This window comes from Pseudomonas sp. Tav-5-1A (assembly GCF_055755055.1).
Genome location: NZ_CM146901.1, coordinates 2,028,734 through 2,046,625 on the forward strand (window position 1 = coordinate 2,028,734; position 17,892 = coordinate 2,046,625).

Consider the following 17,892-nt stretch of genomic DNA (forward strand, 5'->3'; position numbering starts at 1 on the left):
CATCAGTCCCCAGCCGATGCTGCCCACTGCTTCAGGGCGTGGTGTACCCAATCTTGCGACAGGCGCTCCTGCTCCAGCCTGCCAATGCCCAGCTGGCCGTTGCGCAGGCTGTCGAACGTTGCACGCTCGGCGGCGCACAGGCCCGTAGTGGGCATTTGTGCCGGGGCGGGTTCCGCGCAGCCGCGCTGTCGATGGCGCGCAAGCGTTTCGCTGTCCATCAACAGCGCCTGCACGTGAGGTTGATGGCGCCGGGCATCGGCCAGCAGCTTGAAGCCCCAGGTGTCCAGGTCGCCCCAATAGCCGATGCGTTTGCCCTCCAGCCAGGGCGCCCGCAGCCACGCGGTATTGGCGCCGCCGCCACAGACCGCAATGGTGTCTGGCAGCTCGGGCAGTTCGTACCCTGCCTGCAGGTTTTCCACAACGAGGATGTTGCTGGCAGGCAGCGGGTATTCAAGCAACTGCTCCAAGGGCAACTTCAACAGGCCCAGCCCCGCCAGCCTCACCCTGGCGGTTGTGCACAATGGTTTTACCGTGAGCCAGTTCGACGGGGTGGGCCGGCACCCCAGCCATGCTTCCAGGCCGCCCTGCGCAGACACCTGCTGGCCGTGACGTTGGTCGAGCAAGGCAACGATCAGCGCCTGGTTGAGCTCCACGAACTTGGTGTCGACGCCCACCAGGGGGATGGCGCGCAGGTAACGCCCCTGGCCAAGCCCGCGCTGCAGCTGGGGAATGACCGCTGCCAGCAACCGCACGTCTTCGACCGTCAGCCGCTCCAGGGCAACCAGCTGCCTGATCAGCGCAGGGTAAAGGCTTTCATCCAGCGCCAGCAGTGGTTCAAGGCGCACCTCCCACGCCTTGCTGCGGGCGATGGCGTCATCGCCAAGCACCGTGATCAGTTGTTGCACCGAGCCGATGCGCACCACCACGGGGACTTCACATTCGCCCAACTGGCGGAAGCTGCGGTTCACCCAGGTGACAAGGTCCGGCCAGGGCCAACTGCGCCAGGCGTTGATGTAGGCATGAAACTGCCTGATGTCCGCCAAGGCGAGGGAGCCGGAAGGTGGGTTGAGCCTGCACACGATCGGGAATTTGCGCTTGCCTTCCAGGCGCTCGCGTAGCCTGGTGGGATGCTGCCACTCCACCCGGGATAAATGTTCGATGACCTGCTCGGGCATCTTTCCCCACGTCGTCATTCAGTCAACTCCGGCTCGATGCCTAGCGCCGCGGCGTCGGCTTCTGCTTTTGCCGCACGGTGCTGCGCCTGTTGCTGGTCAATTTCTTCCCAGGTCATCTCGCACAGCCGGCTTTCATGGCTGAGCGGGTCGCGCTCGGCAATCAACAGCGAACGCGCCGACTCGCGGGCAAGGTTGAGGTTTTTATAGGGTGTGATCAGGTTGACGTGGATCTGCAGCGCCTTGAACACCTTCAACACCCTGCGGCTCACGGCCTCGGCGGTATTGGAAAAGGCCTCGTCGAGGAACACCGTGCAATAGATAGGCTGCTGGCAGCCGTCCGGCGTCAGCACGTAGGCCAGGCTGGCCGCCACAATGGTGCCGGCGAACGATTCTTTCTCGCCCCCGGACTTGCCGCTGGACGAATCCAGGACATCGCGAATCGACCCATCGGCCTTGTCGATTTCTTCGGCAAAGAACGATAGCTGGTAGCGTGAATCGAGCAGGCGCAGGCTCTCCATGGTGCCTGACGTGGCGGGTTGGGTGGCTTTCTGCAACGTCGTGACCAGCGCCTGCAGTTGCTGGAAGCGAGCATCGTGGTCATCGCTGCCGGCGCGTGCCAGCACGCTGGTGAGTTGCTGGTTGAACGCCTTCACATGCTCGAAAATCTCGCTTCTGCTGCCCAGGCGCAGGTGGCTACCCTGCCTGAACTCGGTACGTTCGAGCACGCTGTTGATCGTGTCGATGCGATCGCGAATGTCCTCGCGTTCAGCGTCGATGGCCTGGCGTATCTGCGCCAGCGATTGTGTGGCGTTGCGGTTGAGGCGTTCGCGGAAGCGCTCCACCAGTTCGGGCAGGCCTTCGTTTTCCAGCTGCCCGAGGTAGTCCAGGTACTCGCCCAGCCCCTCGGTGCCGCTGACCCAATCGTTGGCGATGAGCGGCCATTGGCTCTTGAACGTGGCGACGATGCTGCTGGCTTCATTCGACGCGGTCAGTTCGCTGGCTGCGGTCTTTTCCCTGGCCTTGTCGAGGGCTGTACGCTGCTCTCGCTCAAGGCGGGCGGCATCGTCCAGGGAAGCCATCGGCAACGAGCCGATGCGTTGCGTGAGGATGTCGCGGACGTCATCGGTGATGCCTGCCTGGACAATGCCGGACAGGTTCAGCAGCTGGCGCCTGGCCTCGTTGCATTGGGTGGTGGCGCTGCCGATGCTCGTGCCGGTAGACGCTTTGTCGGCGCGAAGGGCCTCGCGCGCGTCAACGGACGTTTGCCACTGCGCCTTGGCCAACCCCAGCTCGCTGCGTGGGTCTTCCAGGGCCTGCAGGTCGGCGGCCAGCGTCTCCATGCGCTGCTGGACCGACAGCACGTCAACGGACGCCCATGGGGTGGTGGCAATCGTTTCCCACCGAGTATTGGTTTCAGCCAAGGCGTCCATGGTGGCACGTGCGTCGGCCACCTGTTGGTTCAGCACCTGCTGCTGCGCCTGCAGGGCTGCTTCATCCGCTTCCAGCGCCTGCAGGCGCGCGTGGTTGTTGAAGCCCAGGCACCAGTTTCGAGGATTGTCGATGGCCTGCTGGTCTTTTTTCTCGAACCTGCCCTTGTCCAGGTGGACCAGGCCCTTGATGGTCATGGAAAAAGGGGTGTCGTCCAGCTGTTGCGTGCTGTCCACGCAGTGCAGGTCGAAGCGTGCCAGGTGGTGTTTCAGCCAGTCCCGGTAGGCGTGGGCGCTCCATTCCAGCTTGCGCAGGTAGCCGTCGGGCTTGAACTGCGCGGCGGCCCCGGCCTGGCCCACTACCTGAACGCGGACGTGCAGGCCGGTGTGCCGGCTGTTGAGCCAACGGGTTACCAGGCGAAAATGCTCGCCGTCCACCAGCAGGGTAGTACGCAGGCCGCCCAGCGCCCGCTCGATGGCGCCGCGCCAGGGCGCATGTTCTTCACGCACGTCCAGCAACTCGCCGACAAAGGGCAGGCGGGTGGCCTCCAGCTGCAGGCTGCCCGCCAGTTCGTCGCGGAGCTTCTGGTACGCAGGATCAATGTTGGAGTTGGGCCGAGCCTTTAGTTCGGCGATGTGCGTGGCCAGCGACTTGGCCTGCGCGCGCGCGGTGGTCATTTGGCTGGCGGAGTCTGCGAAGCTGTCCTGGCTGGCTTCGCGCTGCGCCGGGTAGTCGCTGACGAAGGCTTGCGCCCTGGCCTGATGCTGCTGGAAGCTGTCCGCGCCCAGGGCGTCGGCCTGGCCCAGCGCGCGCAAGGTTTCCTGGTAGTGCACGGCGTTGCGCTGGGTATCCCCGAAGCGCTGGCGGGCTTGCTGCACGTCGCGCTTGAGCCCCTCCAGCCGCTCGCCGCCCTGGGATTGGTAGGCGTGATAGAGCATCTGCACGCGCTCGTCGGCGTCCACCAATTGGCTGTCCAACTGGTTTTGCTGCGCCAACAACCGGGCCAGTTGTGCCTCCAGGTCAGCCAGGCGAATGCTCCACAAACGATGGCATTGCTCTGCAAAATAGATGGGCAGCGCCACCGCTTCTCTGGTCAGGGCGACCAGTTGCAGCCTCGCCTCGGCAAGGTCATTGCTGACCTGCGGCAGGCGCGCCAGGGTATCGCGCTGCCTGCGGGCTTCAGTCAACTCACGGTGGATGCTTACCAGGTCGTCAAACTCGCGCACCGCCAGCCCGGCATGCTCCTTGACGCTGCTGGGCTCCAGCACCAGGTCGCGGATCAGCCCGGTCAGGTCATCGATTTTCTTCAGCCCCAAGGCCCGTGAAAGCAGGGCTGGGGCGTTGCGGTTTTCCATGCGCAGCAGGCGGGTGAAGGCTTCCTGGTACTCGGTAAACGTGGCGAACCACTCAAGCCCTGGCGCCTCGCCCAGATGTTGCTTGAGTGCCCGAACATCGCCCTCGCCAAATTGATGCAGTATTTCTTCCAGCGTGACAGGGCGTTTGCCGATGATGAACAGGCGTTTCAGGCTGTCCGCCGCATTGCTTGCCTGGGTGGTCCAGAACAGCGTGGCCAGCACTATCTCGGAGCCGTCGTCGCCCTTGTAGCAGGCCCGCAGCGCACTGGCGGTGGCGCCGGGGCGCTTGAGCAGTGAGGCGGTGTCATTGCCGTCATGCACCTTGCCGTAGTTGCCGCGAATGTACGACATCAGCGTGCGGTCGGTGCGGTCGCCCTGGGCGGCGGCGATGTTGAACGAAGCTTTGCTGGGCGGCAGCAGCAATGCCATCAGGCCGTCGATCAGGGTCGATTTCCCGGCACCGTTGTCGCCGGTGATCAGGGTGCCGTCAGGGTTGATCAGCGCGGTGTGCAGGCCGTGGAACGAGCCCCAGTTGTAGACCGAAAGCTCGGCCAGGCGGATCTGCCCGGTGCCAAACAAATCACCAGGCTGCACGGCATCATGCTCATTCATCGTTATTCTCCTCGGCAGGTGCTGCGGCATCGGGCCCCGCCAGGCGCTGGTATTCGACCAGCAGGCGGTCCAGGAAGTCGGCATTCACCACGTAGCGAATAACCGGGGTCACTTCGAAACGGTCGTTGTCACCGCGTACCGTGCTGATCAGGCGTTTTTCGAGCAGGAACTTGGTCGCGCCACTCAACGAGCGGCGCTCGCCGCGGGTGCTTTGAGTCAAGGGCAGGAAGGGTGTCATCAAAGCCTCGATCTGCTCGGTGGCGATGATGATGCGTTGCTCGCCGGCGGTTTCGCGCTCCTGGTAGTACTTGCGCAGCACCAGCAACAGCAAGGTGTCGTACAGGGTCAGGGTGCGTTTGTTGACCATCGAATACTGTTCGTCGGAGTCCGTGTCGTCGAGGGCGTCGTCCTGCTGCAGGAGGATGGCGATGCCCGCGCGGCGGTCGAGGATCAGGTGCAGGAACATCCGCGCCAGGTGCTGGGTGATGGCTGTTTCATGCAGGCACAGTGCGTCGTAGGCCAGGCGCTTCTGGCTGGCCATGACCACGCCCTGGTGCAACAGCAGGACCATCGCCCGGCGGGCTTCCACTGGCATCTCGCTATCGGCCTGGCCCTGCGCCTGCTGCGTTGCAGCGGGCTCATCCGCGGCTTCAAGGGCCGATTCATCTTCTGCTTCGGCGGGGCGAAAGCGGTCGAACAGCGACGAGCCCTGCAGGTTTTTTTCTTCCTGGCTCATAAACCCAGGTCCTCCGGCTTGTCGGGAAAGTTGTCGGCGGCCATCAACAAGTAAGGCACCCGTACGTTGATGCGCTGGCCTGTCCGATCGGTTACGCCGACGCTTTCGCAGCTATCGAGCTCCACGGCCTTGGTGGCCTTGGCGATTCGCACGTAGGCCACCAGCTCCTCCAGGCCGCTGGTGACCGGGCGGTGCGCGGCCACCTGGGCCACTGACAGGGGGCCGTGCCGGGCCAGCAGGGCCCGTAGCGCTTCTGCCAGTTCCAGCACCTTCACGCTGTCGAGATGGTCGAGCATGCCTTGGCTCGCTGCGGTGGCGTTGCGGGTGACGGCCACGTCGCGGGTGTCGACGCGCTCCTCCGGCAAGCGCAGGTGGAGGCTGGAAGGGGAGTGCACCTTGAAACTACCCGTGGGAATGGGCAGGGCGATGGGCTGGCGGAAGTTGAGGTCCAGTTCCTTGAACCCCACCGCCAGGCGTTCAAGTTGCCGCAAGGTGCGTTCCACCGCGCGGCGCTCCTGTTGTGCGCCGCTTTCAACGAAGGCCCGCAGGCTTTCCTCGGTGCGGCGTCGTACCAGGAATATTCGTTCGCTTTCCTTGCTCAGCTCCCGTACCAGATGGCCGAGGTACCGGACTTCGTCGCGCTCAAGGTGGTGCGCGGCCGGCCGCGCCAGGATCGAGCGGATCTGTTCGCGAAATTCGACGATGCGGTTCTGGTCGCACAACAGCCGGTAGAAGCCATCGAAGGCCCGGCCCGCATCGGTCTGCAGCAGCTGGTCTTCATGCTTGAGCAAGGCTTCCACCACCTCGCCGCGGCCTGACTCGGATTCGATCATGCGCACGCGCAGGGTCTGGTCGAGTTGGCGGATCTCGTCTTCGAGACGACGGAAATCGCCGGTGAGCACGGCGGCTAGGTGATACAGGCCACGGATGCGTTCGCGTTGCTCGGCGTCGTTGAGTTGAGTCAGCTCGCCCCGGCGCAGTTGCTCTATCTGCAGGTCCAGCTCGTCGCGGCGGGCCTGCAGCAGGGTGATGCGTTCCTTGGGGTCCGGGCTCAGCGCAGTGGCCAGGTCACGCACCGCGTCCTGGACGATCCGCAGGTGCGAGGCGGTGGCGCTGCTGTCGCGGTGTTCGAGGCTTTGCGCGAAGCGCATGGCCAGTTCGAAAGCGTCGGTGCGGGTCAGCTGGTCATCGTGTTCGCGCAGCCAGCCGGCGTGAATCCAGTTGCGCAGATGAATGCCTGCATTGTCCTGCAGGCCGTACAGTTCCTGCCACAGGGGCAGCTCTGTTTCCAGCGCCACCCGTGCCTTGCCGAACGGCACTTCGCGGTCTTCGTGGAACAGGTCATTGATGAACGCCAGGATGATGGGGGCATGATCCGCGTGCAGCAATCGCCAGGCGGCGTGTTCGGAAAAAAGTCGTCGATACCGGGCTTGCTGCTCATGCACGGACATGGTCGTTCCCTATCGTGATTGCCAGGGCAAAAAGTGCGCTGCAACCGCAACTATGGACCAGCCTTTAGCGCGACGTTGTAGGAGAACGATTAAGTGGTATGGAGAAATTTCCGAGAAGTGTTACCAAACTCGAGCGCACTACCCCTGTAGCAGCGGCCGCAAGGCCGCGTCTTGCACGCCGTGGTGTGCCTGGTGCTACCAGGGGCAGGACGCCGCCTGCGGCAGCTGCTACGGGGTTTGGTTGATCATCAGATTGAGGTTTTGCACGGCCGCGCCCGCGGCGCCTTTGCCGAGGTTGTCGAAGACCGCCGCCAGCAGCACGTGCTGGCCGTGTTCGAAGACCATCAGGCGCAGGTCGTCGGTGCCGTTGAGCACCTGCGGGTCGAGCAGGGCGAGGGCCTTGCTGTCGGCCAGGGGCATGACGCTGACGTGGCGTTGGCCGGCGTAGTGGTCGGCCAGGCACTGGTGCAGCTGCTGGGCAGAGGCCTTGAGCAGGTGCAACTGCAGTGGGATGGTCAGCACGATGCCCTGGCGGAACGCGCCGTATGCCGGCACGAACACCGGGCGATGCAGCAGGCCGCTGTGCTGGGCGATCTCCGGCACGTGCTTGTGGTTCAGGCCCAGGCCGTAGACCTGGAACGGCGGCGCCTGGGTGGCGTTCTCGCCTTCGTACTCATCTACCCCGGCGCGGCCCTTGCCTGAATAGCCCGAGACTGCGTTGATGCTTATCGGGTAGTCCGCCGGCAGCAGGCCGGCCTGCAGCAGCGGGCGCAGCAGGCCGATGGCGCCGGTGGGGTAGCAGCCCGGGTTGCTGACGCGGGTGGCGGTGCGGATGGCCTGGGCCTGGGCGCTGCCCATTTCCGCGAAGCCGTAGGTCCAGCCGGCCTGGGTGCGGTGGGCGGAGCTGGCGTCGATCACCCGCACCGACGGGTTGTGGATGCTGGCCACGGCTTCGCGAGCGGCGTCGTCGGGCAGGCACAGGATGGCCAGGTCGCAGGCGTTGATGGCTTCGGCGCGGTGGTGCGGGTCCTTGCGAAAGCGTGGGTCCAGGCGCAGCAGTTGCAGGTCGGTGCGGTGCCGCAGCCGCTGGTGAATCTGCAGGCCGGTGGTGCCCTGGTCGCCGTCGATGAAAATCAGTGGGGTGCTCATGTTTCGCTGCTCGCAAGAAGTGACTGCCGCTATCTTCGATTCATCGGTAGCATAGGGAAAGTTGAATTTGGCAACGGCCACGTTCAGTTTTCCTGAAGGTAAAAAAGCATGCGTGAAATCAGCCTCGACCGCCTGCGCACCCTGGTGGTGATCGCCGACCTGGGGTCGTTCGCGGAAGCGGCGCGGGCGCTGAACCTGGCGCCGCCCACGGTTAGCCTGCACATTGCCGACCTGGAGGCGCGGGTGGGCGGGGCGTTGTTGTCACGGGCGCGCGGGCGGGTGCTGCCCACGGCCATCGGCGAGACACTGGTGGAGCGTGCCCGGCGGCTGTTGCTGGATGCGCAGCAGGCGCTGGAGGATGTGCAGCGCCAGGTGCAGGGGCTGGCGGGCCGGGTGCGCCTGGGCGCGTCCACCGGGGCGATTGCGCAGCTGCTGCCCCAGGCCCTGGAGACCTTGGGCCAGCGCCACCCCGGCATCGACGTGCAGGTGGCGGTGCTGACGTCCCAGGAAACCCTGCGGCAGCTGACCGCCGGTACGTTGGACATCGGCTTGATTGCGCTACCGCAGTTGCCGGTCAAGGGCGTGCAGATCCAGCCTTGGCGCCGCGACCCGGTGATGGCGTTCCTGCCGGCGGCGTGGCAGGTGCCCGACGTCGTCACGCCAGCGTGGCTGGCCGCGCAGCCGCTGATCCTCAACGACAGCACCACGCGGCTGTCGCGGCTCACCGCCGAATGGTTCGCCAGTGACAGCCAGCAACCCACGCCGCGTATTCAGCTCAACTACAACGATGCGATCAAGAGCCTGGTGGCGGCGGGCTACGGCGCCACGCTGCTGCCCCACGAGGCGTCCACGCCACTGCCGGACGCGCGCATGCTGATGCGGCCGTTGCAGCCCGAATTGTCCCGGCAATTGGGCATCGTTCATCGTGCCGGTGAAGTCGAAAGGGCGACCCGGCATGTGCTGGAAGTGTTGTGGGCGTTGCAGGTGGAGTAGCGGTGTGGCGGGTCAGGCGACCTTGGCGATGTTGCGGGCCACGCCACGCAAATCGGTTACCGAGGCGGCCAGGCCGCTGAGGTGGCGCTCAATGTAATCGATGTCGGCGGAGTTGTCGGCGTAGGTGGAGTGGCGCAGGAACAGCGCGTGGCCTTGCAGCATGCGCGACAGCGCTTCCAGGTGGGCGGCGGTGTGTTCCAGGTCGTCCTGGATGGTGCCCAGGCGTTCGATGTGCATGGTAATGACTCCGATACTGAAGGCCGTGATTCACTCACTGCCCTGATGCCTTTTCTATCGGCAGGGGCGGGGTGAACTCCAGTAAATTCGGGTATCGGAAGCATTTCGGCGGTGTATGGCGCCTGACACGAATGATGTCATGGCGCCATGCATGGGCCGGATTACATGTTCGGGTAGGTGGGGCCGCCGCCGCCTTCCGGGGTCACCCAGGTGATGTTCTGCGAAGGGTCCTTGATGTCGCAGGTCTTGCAGTGCACGCAGTTCTGGGCGTTGATCTGGAAGCGCTTCTCGCCGTCTTCCTGGGTGATGACTTCGTACACGCCCGCCGGGCAGTAGCGCTGCGCCGGTTCATCGTAGAGCGGCAGGTTGGTGCTGATCGGGATGCTCGGGTCCTTCAGCTTCAGGTGGCAGGGTTGTTCCTCTTCATGGTTGGTGCTGGAGAGGAACACCGAGCTTAGCTTGTCGAAGCTCAGCTTGCCGTCGGGCTTTGGGTACTTGATGCGGGTCGAGTCCTTGGCCAGCTTCAGGCAGGCGTAGTCGGGCTTGGTGTCGTGCAGGGTGAAGGGCAGCTTGCCACCGAAGATGTTCTGGTCCAGCCAGTTGAAGCCGGCACCCAGCAGCGGGCCGAACTTGTGCATGGCCGGGCCGAAGTTGCGGCTGGCGAACAACTCTTCGTACAGCCAGCTGGCCTTGAACGCGTCGACGTAGTTGTTCAGCAGGTCGCCGCCCTCGCTACCGGCCAGCAGCTTCTCGGCCACGGCGTCGGCGGCCAGCATGCCGGATTTCATCGCGGTGTGGCTGCCCTTGATCTTGGCCACGTTCATGGTGCCCAGGTCGCAGCCGATCAGCGCGCCACCGTTGAAGACCATTTTCGGCAGCGAGTTGAGGCCACCCTTGGCCAGGGCGCGGGCGCCGTAGCTGATGCGCTTGCCGCCTTCCAGGTACTGGCTCAGCACCGGGTGGTGCTTGAGGCGCTGGAATTCGTCGAACGGCGACAGGAAGGTGTTGCCGTAGGACAGGTCGACGATCAGGCCGACCACCACCTGGTTGTTTTCCAGGTGGTAGAGGAACGAGCCGCCGGTGTTCTCGGTGCTCATGATGTCCAGCGGCCAGCCGGCGGTGTGCACCACCAGGCCTGGCTTGTGCTTGGCCGGGTCGATTTCCCAGATTTCCTTCAGGCCGATGCCGTAGTGCTGCACATCGGACTCGCTGTCCAGGTTGTAGCGCTTGATCAGCTGCTTGCCGATGTGGCCGCGGCAGCCTTCGGCGAACAGCGTGTACTTGCCGCGCAGTTCCATGCCGGGGGTGTACATGCCGTCCTTGGGGTGGCCTTCGCGGTCAACGCCCATGTCGCCGGTGAGAATGCCGCGCACGGTGCCGTTTTCGTCGATCAGCGCTTCCTGGGCGGCGAAGCCCGGGTACACCTCTACGCCCAGGTTCTCGGCCTGCTGGGCCAGCCAGCGGCACAGGTTGCCCAGGGAAATGATGTAGTTGCCTTCGTTGTGCATGGTCTTGGGCACGAAGAAGTCAGGCACCTTGGTGGCGCTGTCGGCGCTGCGCAGCACGTAGATGTCGTCGCCGGTAACCGGGGTGTTCAGCGGCGCGCCAAGCTCTTTCCAGTCCGGAAACAGCTCGTTCAGCGCGCGGGGTTCGAACACCGCGCCGGAGAGAATGTGGGCGCCTACCTCGGAGCCTTTTTCCACCACGCAGACGCTGATTTCCTGGCCCGCTGCAGCAGCTTTCTGCTTCAGGCGGCAGGCGGCGGACAGGCCAGCGGGGCCGGCCCCGACGATGACCACGTCGAATTCCATGTATTCGCGTTCCACAGGTTCTCTCCTACTCAAGGCTCACAGTTTTTTCTAATGGCGTTGCGCTTTCTGGCGTGGGGTGCGGTGTAGCACACCCGTGGACGCACTACAGGGCAATCTCTTTGGCCGCGCATTATATCTACACCACCGGCAGGGTCCAATACAAACGTTTGTTTGAATTTGTCCCAGGCCAGTAAATTCGCTGGGGGCGGGGGCATGACCGACGGGTTCCGGTTGTTGACCGGTCCGGGCGTAGCGGTCAAGATACGGGCGGTTTTGCATTTGCCGCAGGTTGTCCTGAGGCTGCAAGAGCATCTCTAAAAGCCAGGCCAGAGCCGCGCAGGCACGCCTTGCCCCTGTTGTAGTGGAGTTTACACGTCGCCACCGCCCGTGACTGCCCGGTTTTGCCGCTAAGTCATTGAATTCAGGGAGCAATGCTAAATTAAGCGGGCTCGCCGTCGTTTTTAAAGGTGCCCTTGTGCCCACTGAGCATCGCCTGGCCTGCCGGGCGACATTCTTTTCACCGGAGAGTAACGAGGAATCCATGAAGGTTCTTGTAGCTGTCAAACGAGTGGTCGACTACAACGTCAAGGTCCGTGTCAAAGCGGACAACTCCGGCGTCGATCTCGCCAACGTCAAGATGTCCATGAACCCCTTCTGCGAAATCGCCGTGGAAGAGGCCGTGCGTCTGAAAGAGAAGGGCGTCGCGTCTGAAATCGTCGTCGTCACCATTGGCCCGGCCACTGCGCAGGAACAACTGCGTACCGCCCTGGCCCTGGGCGCCGACCGCGCCATCCTGGTGGAAGCCGCCGAAGAACTGAACTCCCTGGCCGTGGCCAAGCTGCTCAAGGCCGTTGTCGACAAGGAACAGCCTCAGCTGGTGATCCTGGGCAAACAGGCCATCGACAGCGACAACAACCAGACCGGCCAGATGCTGGCGGCGCTGACCGGCTTCGGCCAGGGCACCTTCGCCTCCAAGGTGGACGTGGCTGGCGACAAGGTCAATGTCACCCGTGAAATCGACGGCGGCCTGCAGACCGTTGCGCTGAACCTGCCCGCCATCGTCACCACCGACCTGCGCCTGAACGAGCCTCGTTACGCTTCGCTGCCTAACATCATGAAGGCCAAGAAGAAGCCGCTGGAAACCGTGACCCCGGACGCCCTGGGTGTTTCCGTGGCTTCCACCAACAAGACCATCAAGGTTGAAGCCCCGGCTGCCCGCAGCGCTGGCATCAAGGTCAAGTCGGTTGCAGAACTGGTCGAGAAACTGAAAAACGAAGCGAAGGTAATCTAAATGACTATCCTGGTTATCGCTGAACACGAGAATGGTGCCGTAGCCCCGGCTACCCTGAACACCGTCGCAGCTGCCGCGAAAATCGGTGGTGATGTGCATGTGCTGGTGGCTGGCCAAGGTGTTGGCGCCGTGGCTGAAGCTGCCGCCAAGATTGCCGGCGTGGCAAAAGTGCTGGTGGCCGACAACGCCGCCTACGCGCACTTCCTGCCGGAAAACGTCGCGCCGCTGGTGGTCGAGTTGGCCAAGGCCTACAGCCACGTGCTGGCCCCGGCTACCTCGAACGGCAAGAACGTGCTGCCGCGCGTCGCTGCCCAGCTGGACGTCGACCAGATCTCCGAGATCATCTCGGTGGAATCGGCTGACACCTTCAAGCGTCCGATCTACGCCGGCAACGCCATTGCCACCGTGCAATCGAACGCTGCCATCAAGGTCATCACCGTGCGCGCCACCGGCTTCGACGCCGTTGCCGCCGAAGGTGGCTCGGCTGCCATCGAAGCCGTGGGCGCTGCCCATGATGCCGGCAAATCGGCGTTCGTTGGCGAAGAGCTGGCCAAGTCCGACCGCCCTGAGCTGACCGCTGCCAAGATCGTCGTTTCCGGCGGCCGCGGCATGCAGAACGGCGACAACTTCAAGCACCTGTACGCCCTGGCCGACAAGCTGGGCGCCGCCGTCGGTGCCTCGCGCGCCGCCGTGGACGCAGGTTTCGTGCCCAACGACATGCAGGTCGGCCAGACCGGCAAGATCGTTGCGCCACAGCTGTACATCGCCGTCGGTATTTCCGGCGCGATCCAGCACCTGGCGGGCATGAAGGACTCCAAGGTGATCGTTGCGATCAACAAGGACGAAGAGGCGCCAATCTTCCAGGTGGCCGACTACGGCCTGGTGGCTGACCTGTTCGAAGCGGTGCCCGAGTTGGAAAAGCTGGTCTGATCCAGCTGCTTCACTTATAAAAGAGCCCGGTCCGATGACCGGGCTTTTTTATGTGTGGAAGTTGGAAGGATTAACGATGAAGCGAGCCTTGAGAATGGGCGCCTGGGCAATCGCCATGTTGCTGCCCACCCTGGCCAGCGCCGCCGGCACCTGCGAGCGCCTGGTGGCCACCGGCAGCCCGGATGCGCAGCCCTTTTCGTGGCGCGACCCGGATGACCCCACCCACCTGATCGGCGCCAACGTCGACCAGCTCAAGCGCATTGGCGACGAGCTGGGCATCAAGATCGACGTGCTGTACAGCGGCCGCCGCTCCCAGGCCCTGGAGGAGGTGCGCAGCGGGCGCATGGACCTGCTGGTGGACGCCCCGATGGCCTTCGACCAGTTGGAAACCCTGGACTACATCCACCCGCGCATGGCGCTCAACGATTACCTGGTGTGGACCCGCAAGGGCTCGGCAATGGTCTACCACACCGTGGGCGACCTGCACGGCCATGCCGGCGCGGTGTCGGCGCGGGCGCGCCTGGGTGCCTCGTTCAAGCGCTTCGCCGACGAGAACCTGAGCCTGACCGCCGCCGAGTCGCTGACCGCGGCCTTCCAGCAATTGATGCTGGGCAAGGTCGAGTACGTGGTAGCGGGGCGCTACGCCGGCCAGGCCGTGTCCCAGACCCTGGGGCTGGGCAATGACGTGGTCGCCCACGAGACACCGTTGGACCGCCCGGGGCTGTACCTGGCGCTGTCGCACAATTCGGCCTGCAATGACCCCTGGCTGCGCGGACAGCTGGCGAAAAAGATGACAGAATTGCCCGCGTCCGGCCAAGCCGAGGCGGTGCTGCAGCGTAATGTCGAACGGTGGAAGGCGAGCTTGCAGCAACCGCGCGTGCCGCAACCGGCCAGTGCCCCAAACCAGTAGGGAATCCGTGTGAGAATTCAAGCTTTGACCGCCGTCGTGGCGGTGCTGGCCCTGGCCGGGTGTGCCAGCGACCCGGCCCCCGTCGAGCAACTGCGCCTGACCGAGCAGGCCGTGGACCAGGCGCGTGCCGTGGGTGCCACCGATGAGGTGGATGAGATGAAACTGGCCAGCGACAAGCTCGCCAGCGCCCTGGCCGCCAACGGCAGCCAGTCGTACCGCCAGGCCCGCCTGCTGGCCGAGCAGGCCGAGCTGGACGCACGCCTGGCCGAGGCCCGGGTGCTCACCGAGAAGAGCCAGGAGCAGCTGACCCAGGTCAACACCCGTATCGTGCGCCTGCACAAGCAGCTGGGGGAAGTGCAATGAGCCTGTCTACACGCGTGGGCGGTGGCCTGATTGCCCTGGGTTGCCTGGGCCTGTTCGGTTGTGCCAGCCATGCCGGTGCGCCAGCGGTGACTTTGCAGCAGGCCAGCGCCAGCTTCCAGACGGTCAAGGACGATGCCGACGTGCTGCGCGCCGCGCCGCGCGACGTGATCCGCGCCGGCGAGTCGCTGTCGCGTGCCGAGCGCCTGGCCAACTACTGGGGCAGTGGCGACGACGTGGCGCAGTATGCCTACCTCAGCCAGCGCTACAGCGAGATCGCCCGCGAGCACACCCAACTGGTGCTGAACAAGGAAAAACTCGCCAAGCAGGACCTGGAGCGCCAGCGCCTGCAGCTGGCCCTGCGTGAGTCCAAGCTCAACAGCGTGCAGCAGCAGGGCAAGGCGCTTGAAGAGCAGTTTGTCAGCATGGCCACCACCGAGACCGACCGCGGCCTGGTGCTGACCCTGGGCGACGTGCTGTTCGACAGCGGCGAGGCGGACCTGAAGCCGTCGGCCAACCGCATGATTCTCAAGCTGGTGCAGTTCCTGCAACTCAACCCCAAGCGCGTGGTGCGCATCGAGGGCTACACCGACAACACCGGCGACAGCGACTTCAACCTGGGGCTGTCCAAGGACCGCGCGCAGACCGTGGCCGACACCCTGGTGGACCTGGGCATCGACGACAAGCGCATCCAGGTGCAGGGTTATGGCGACCAGTACCCCGTGGAAGCCAACGCGTCGGAGCGGGGCAGGGCGATGAACCGCCGTGTCGAGATCGTGTTCTCCGACGAGAAGGGCGTGCTCGGCGCCGCCCGCTGAACCACCCGTAGCAGCGGCCACAGGCCGCGTCCGGCCGCGCCGCGCCAGGTAAGGCGTGCGCGGTGAGGCTGGACGCGGCCTGTGGCCGCTGCTACGGGGGCATAATCCCCTCGCAATCGCGCAACTGTCCCCGTACACTTTTCAACTGTTCCGGTACTAAAATCAAAAAACCGCCTGATCAGTCGAGAAGCCCCGCATGACCAGTCTTCTGCTCTACCAGCGCATCGCTCAGCAACTGGCCGAGGATATACGCCGTGGCGTCTACCAGCCGGGGGAGCGGGTGCCGTCGGTGCGCAAGATGAGTTCGCAGCTCAACGTGAGCCATGCCACGGTGCTGCAGGCCTACGCCAACCTCGAGGATCAGGGGCTGATCCGCGCCCGGCCGCAGTCGGGCTACTACGTGCACCAGACCCCGGCGCTGACCGCGCCGACCCCGGACATCGCCCGCGTGGAGCGGCCGGGCCTGGTGACCCGGGCCAGCATCATCCAGCAGGTGCTGGTGGAGTCGCGCCGCGAAGGGGTGTTCCCGCTGGGGGCTGCCGTGCCCCACGTGGACTATTTGCCGGTGCGCGCCCTGCACCAGCAGATCGCCAAGGTCACGCGTTTCCATAGTCCGCGGGCGTTCAGCTACATGTTCAGCCCCGGTTTCGAGCCGCTGCGCCGGCAGGTGGCGATTCGTATGCGCGACGCCGGCGTGGTGGTCGACCCTTCCGAGGTGGTGATCACCCATGGCTGCGTGGATGCGCTGCAGATGTCCCTGCGCGTGCTGACCCGCCCCGGCGACCTGATCGCCGCCGAATCGCCTACCTATTATGGCCTGTTGCAACTGGCTGACCTGCTGGGCCTGAAGGTCATCGAGATTCCCAGCGACCCCTCCACGGGTATCAGCCTGGAAGCCTTGCAGCTGGCGGCCAACCAGTGGTCGATCAAGGCCCTGGTGCTGACCCCGCGGCTGAGCAACCCGCTGGGCGGCACCATGCCCGAAGAGCGCATGAAGCAGCTGTTGCGCCTGGCCTCGGACTTCGATATCCAGATCGTCGAGGATGATATCTATGGCGAGCTGATGTTCGAGCAGGGCAAGACCAAGGCGCTCAAGGCCTACGACCGCCTGGGCCACGTGATCTACTGTTCCAGTTTCTCCAAGACCTTGTCGCCTGGCGTGCGCATCGGCTGGATGATCGCCGGCAAGTACCAGGCGGAAATCCAGCGGCTGCAGACCTTCACCACCCATTCGGCGTGCAGCGTGACGCAGATGGGCATCGCCAGCTACCTGGAAAACGGCGGTTACGACCGCCACCTGCGCTACATCCGCCATGAATACCGCAAGAACCTCAGCGCTTATCAGCTGGCCGTGCAGCAGTACTTCCCCGATGGCACGCAGATCACCCGGCCGCTGGGTGGCTTCATCCTCTGGGTGAGCCTGCCGGGGCGGGTCAATACCCAGGAATTGCACGTGCGGGCGCTGGAGCAGGGTATCAGCATTGCTCCCGGCCTGATCTTCAGCAACACCGAGCAATTCAACCACTGCATCCGCCTGAACTGCGGCATGCCGTGGAACAAGGAGGCGGAGCGGGCGCTGATGACCCTGGGCCTGCTGGCAGGGCAACTGTGCCAGGAGGTGGCGAGCGGCCAGTTTTACTAAGGATTTACGTTCTGTTACCGCTCGGGGACTTGCCAGCGAGCCCTCTAGCGGGGAGCATATAGCCTTGTGCTGCCATTTCTGCCTGTGTCTATGAATGCCTTGCGTTGTATCGGACTGCTTGTGCTGTGCCTGGGATCGGGCATGGCGTGTGCGCAATCGTTACCCTCCACCGAACCTTTTCCGTTGCTGGCCCAGGCGGACGGCGCGCACGCGGCCGTGAAGAAGGCGCCGGTGAAGAAGGCTGCGCCCGTGGTCAAGAAGCCGGTGGCCAAGGCCAAGCCGGTGAAGAAGCCGGTCGCCAGCAAGACCAAGGCACGCAAGGACGCCGATGCCGTGGCGGCCGACCTGCCCAAGGCGAAGCTGGACCTGTCCTTGCCCAAGGCCATGGTCAACACGCTGGAGCCTGCGAAGAAAACCGAGGCCCAGGCCCCAGCCAGGGATCAGGCGCTGCTGCCGTCCTATTTCGACGAAAAGAAAACCGAGGACTTCCAGCTCAACGGTCGCTTGCTCAGCAACGAACTGCAGCTGCAGCGGCGCAACGAAAACACCCGCGAAGTGGAAGGCGCGGCGCTGGATTTCCAATTCAAGCAGTAATCGGACGGGCGGTTGGCAGCATCGCCCTGTCGAAAATCCTTCCGGGCCAATTTCAAACGCCTGTTTAAGCGGTTACTATCCCCCTACACCCGATTCATTGCCTGACGTGAGGTTCGTGTCGTCATGATGTGCCGTGAAGGCTGTGGCGCCTGCTGCATAGCCCCTTCCATCTCTTCTCCCATTCCGGGCATGCCCAACGGCAAGCCTGCCGGCGAGCGCTGCGTGCAGCTCGATGCGCGCAACCTGTGCCAGCTGTTCGGCCGCCCGGAGCGCCCCGCGGTGTGTGGCGGGTTCCAGGCGGACCCGGAAGTGTGCGGCGAGACGGACGCCCAGGCGATACAGTTGCTGGGGTGGTGGGAGCAGATGACATCTGTAGCCTGACGGGCGGTGAGGGCGGTGT

At 64.4% G+C, this 17,892-nt stretch carries 16 protein-coding genes; 9 read left to right on the plus strand and 7 right to left on the minus strand.

What is annotated here, in order from left to right; all coding sequences use genetic code 11:
* Nucleotides 1–2: 2 nt before the first annotated feature.
* The 5 genes from AC0J42_RS09220 to argC form a co-directional block, all read right to left on the minus strand.
* Nucleotides 3–1,193, minus strand: a complete 1,191-nt coding sequence (locus tag AC0J42_RS09220) for a Wadjet anti-phage system protein JetD domain-containing protein (protein ID WP_416423252.1) — start codon at nucleotides 1,191–1,193, stop codon at nucleotides 3–5.
* Entirely contained in the window at nucleotides 1,190–4,570 is a 3,381-nt protein-coding gene (locus AC0J42_RS09225; RefSeq protein ID WP_473005922.1) for an ATP-binding protein, read from the minus strand. Before AC0J42_RS09225 ends, AC0J42_RS09220 begins: the two co-directional genes overlap by 4 nt.
* On the minus strand, nucleotides 4,563–5,306 hold the full coding sequence (locus tag AC0J42_RS09230; RefSeq protein WP_473005923.1) for a DUF4194 domain-containing protein: 744 nt from the start codon (nucleotides 5,304–5,306) through the stop codon (nucleotides 4,563–4,565). The genes AC0J42_RS09225 and AC0J42_RS09230 overlap by 8 nt, the downstream gene beginning before the upstream one ends.
* Nucleotides 5,303–6,757, minus strand: a complete 1,455-nt coding sequence (locus tag AC0J42_RS09235) for a DUF3375 domain-containing protein (RefSeq protein ID WP_416423255.1) — start codon at nucleotides 6,755–6,757, stop codon at nucleotides 5,303–5,305. Before AC0J42_RS09235 ends, AC0J42_RS09230 begins: the two co-directional genes overlap by 4 nt.
* Nucleotides 6,758–6,985: 228 nt before the next feature.
* Complete coding sequence (gene argC, locus AC0J42_RS09240) at nucleotides 6,986–7,906, minus strand: N-acetyl-gamma-glutamyl-phosphate reductase (protein WP_473005925.1); 921 nt, start codon at nucleotides 7,904–7,906, stop codon at nucleotides 6,986–6,988.
* Between the two features lie 108 nt (nucleotides 7,907–8,014).
* On the opposite strand from argC, the gene AC0J42_RS09245 reads away from it, so the two are divergent.
* Nucleotides 8,015–8,899: a LysR family transcriptional regulator gene (locus tag AC0J42_RS09245; protein WP_416423257.1), complete on the plus strand. Its 885-nt coding sequence runs from the start codon at nucleotides 8,015–8,017 to the stop codon at nucleotides 8,897–8,899.
* Between the two features lie 12 nt (nucleotides 8,900–8,911).
* Here AC0J42_RS09245 and AC0J42_RS09250 read toward each other — a convergent pair whose 3' ends face one another.
* The gene (locus AC0J42_RS09250) at nucleotides 8,912–9,136 is read right to left on the minus strand and encodes a hypothetical protein (RefSeq protein ID WP_416423258.1); all 225 of its coding nucleotides are present in this window, start codon (nucleotides 9,134–9,136) and stop codon (nucleotides 8,912–8,914) included.
* A gap of 161 nt (nucleotides 9,137–9,297) precedes the next feature.
* Nucleotides 9,298–10,962, minus strand: a complete 1,665-nt coding sequence (locus AC0J42_RS09255; protein WP_473005927.1) for an electron transfer flavoprotein-ubiquinone oxidoreductase — start codon at nucleotides 10,960–10,962, stop codon at nucleotides 9,298–9,300.
* A gap of 526 nt (nucleotides 10,963–11,488) precedes the next feature.
* Here AC0J42_RS09255 and AC0J42_RS09260 point away from each other — a divergent pair.
* The 8 genes from AC0J42_RS09260 to AC0J42_RS09295 all read left to right on the plus strand — a co-directional run bounded on the left by AC0J42_RS09260 (nucleotide 11,489) and on the right by AC0J42_RS09295 (nucleotide 17,873).
* A complete protein-coding gene (locus tag AC0J42_RS09260; protein WP_416423260.1) occupies nucleotides 11,489–12,238 on the plus strand; it encodes an electron transfer flavoprotein subunit beta/FixA family protein in 750 nt (249 codons plus the stop codon).
* The gene (locus tag AC0J42_RS09265) at nucleotides 12,239–13,168 is read left to right on the plus strand and encodes an electron transfer flavoprotein subunit alpha/FixB family protein (RefSeq protein WP_416423261.1); all 930 of its coding nucleotides are present in this window, start codon (nucleotides 12,239–12,241) and stop codon (nucleotides 13,166–13,168) included.
* Nucleotides 13,169–13,262: 94 nt separating this feature from the next.
* Nucleotides 13,263–14,078, plus strand: a complete 816-nt coding sequence (locus AC0J42_RS09270; protein ID WP_416423262.1) for a substrate-binding periplasmic protein — start codon at nucleotides 13,263–13,265, stop codon at nucleotides 14,076–14,078.
* A 9-nt stretch (nucleotides 14,079–14,087) separates the two neighbouring features.
* On the plus strand, nucleotides 14,088–14,441 hold the full coding sequence (locus AC0J42_RS09275; RefSeq protein ID WP_416423263.1) for a DUF4398 domain-containing protein: 354 nt from the start codon (nucleotides 14,088–14,090) through the stop codon (nucleotides 14,439–14,441).
* Nucleotides 14,438–15,256 (plus strand): OmpA family protein, encoded by an 819-nt coding sequence (locus tag AC0J42_RS09280; protein ID WP_416423264.1) that lies wholly within the window; start codon nucleotides 14,438–14,440, stop codon nucleotides 15,254–15,256. The genes AC0J42_RS09275 and AC0J42_RS09280 overlap by 4 nt, the downstream gene beginning before the upstream one ends.
* A 196-nt stretch (nucleotides 15,257–15,452) precedes the next feature.
* Nucleotides 15,453–16,898 (plus strand): aminotransferase-like domain-containing protein, encoded by a 1,446-nt coding sequence (locus AC0J42_RS09285; RefSeq protein WP_473005928.1) that lies wholly within the window; start codon nucleotides 15,453–15,455, stop codon nucleotides 16,896–16,898.
* Nucleotides 16,899–17,039: 141 nt separating this feature from the next.
* Nucleotides 17,040–17,492: a translation initiation factor 2 gene (locus tag AC0J42_RS09290; protein WP_416423266.1), complete on the plus strand. Its 453-nt coding sequence runs from the start codon at nucleotides 17,040–17,042 to the stop codon at nucleotides 17,490–17,492.
* Between the two features lie 123 nt (nucleotides 17,493–17,615).
* Nucleotides 17,616–17,873 carry a YkgJ family cysteine cluster protein gene (locus tag AC0J42_RS09295; protein ID WP_416423267.1) on the plus strand — a complete coding sequence of 86 codons (258 nt, stop codon included), beginning with the start codon at nucleotides 17,616–17,618 and terminating at the stop codon, nucleotides 17,871–17,873.
* The last annotated feature ends 19 nt before the right edge of the window (nucleotides 17,874–17,892 follow it).